This window comes from Citrobacter sp. VF227 (genome assembly GCF_052950715.1).
This window is the reverse complement of the sequence record NZ_JBRFVF010000202.1, coordinates 1-561: the sequence shown is the minus strand read 5'-3', so window position 1 is coordinate 561 and position 561 is coordinate 1. Positions and strand designations below refer to the sequence as shown.

Genomic DNA, 561 nt, shown 5'->3' with positions numbered 1-561 from the left:
TCATCAGCTTGTCCCGGGTCAGCGGCTCGCGGGCGTGCTGCACCAGCGCCTTGAGCACCGCGAACTCACCGGTGGTGAGCATGTGCACCTCGTTGCCCTTCTTCAGCTCGCGGGTCGCCAGCGACAGCTCGTATTCGCCGAAGGTGACGGTCTCGTCCTCGCTGGCCGGGGCACCGGGCACCTGCGGCGCCTGCCGGCGCAGCACCGCACGGATGCGCGCGAGCAGCTCGCGAGGGTTGAACGGCTTGGCCAGGTAGTCGTCGGCGCCCTGCTCCAGGCCCTGGATGCGGCTGGCCTCGTCGCCCTTGGCGGTGAGCATGATGATCGGGATCTGGTTGTTCGCCTCACGCAGCCGGCGGCAGGCGGACAGCCCGTCCTCGCCCGGCATCATCAGGTCCAGCACCACCAGCTGAAACAGCTCGCGACTGAGCAGGCGGTCCATCTGCTCGGTGTTTTCCACGGTACGGACGCGGTAGCCCTGCTCGTCGAGAAAGCGCTCGAGCAGACGCCGCAGACGGGCATCGTCATCGACGATAAGGATCTTTTCGCCTTCGTTGGCTT

The 561-nt window shown here is 67.0% G+C and carries 1 protein-coding gene; it reads right to left on the bottom strand.

Annotated features, from left to right (window positions below):
* On the bottom strand, positions 1 to 561 hold a 561-nt coding region (locus ACU8YC_RS25895; RefSeq protein ID WP_446896096.1), incomplete at both ends, for a response regulator.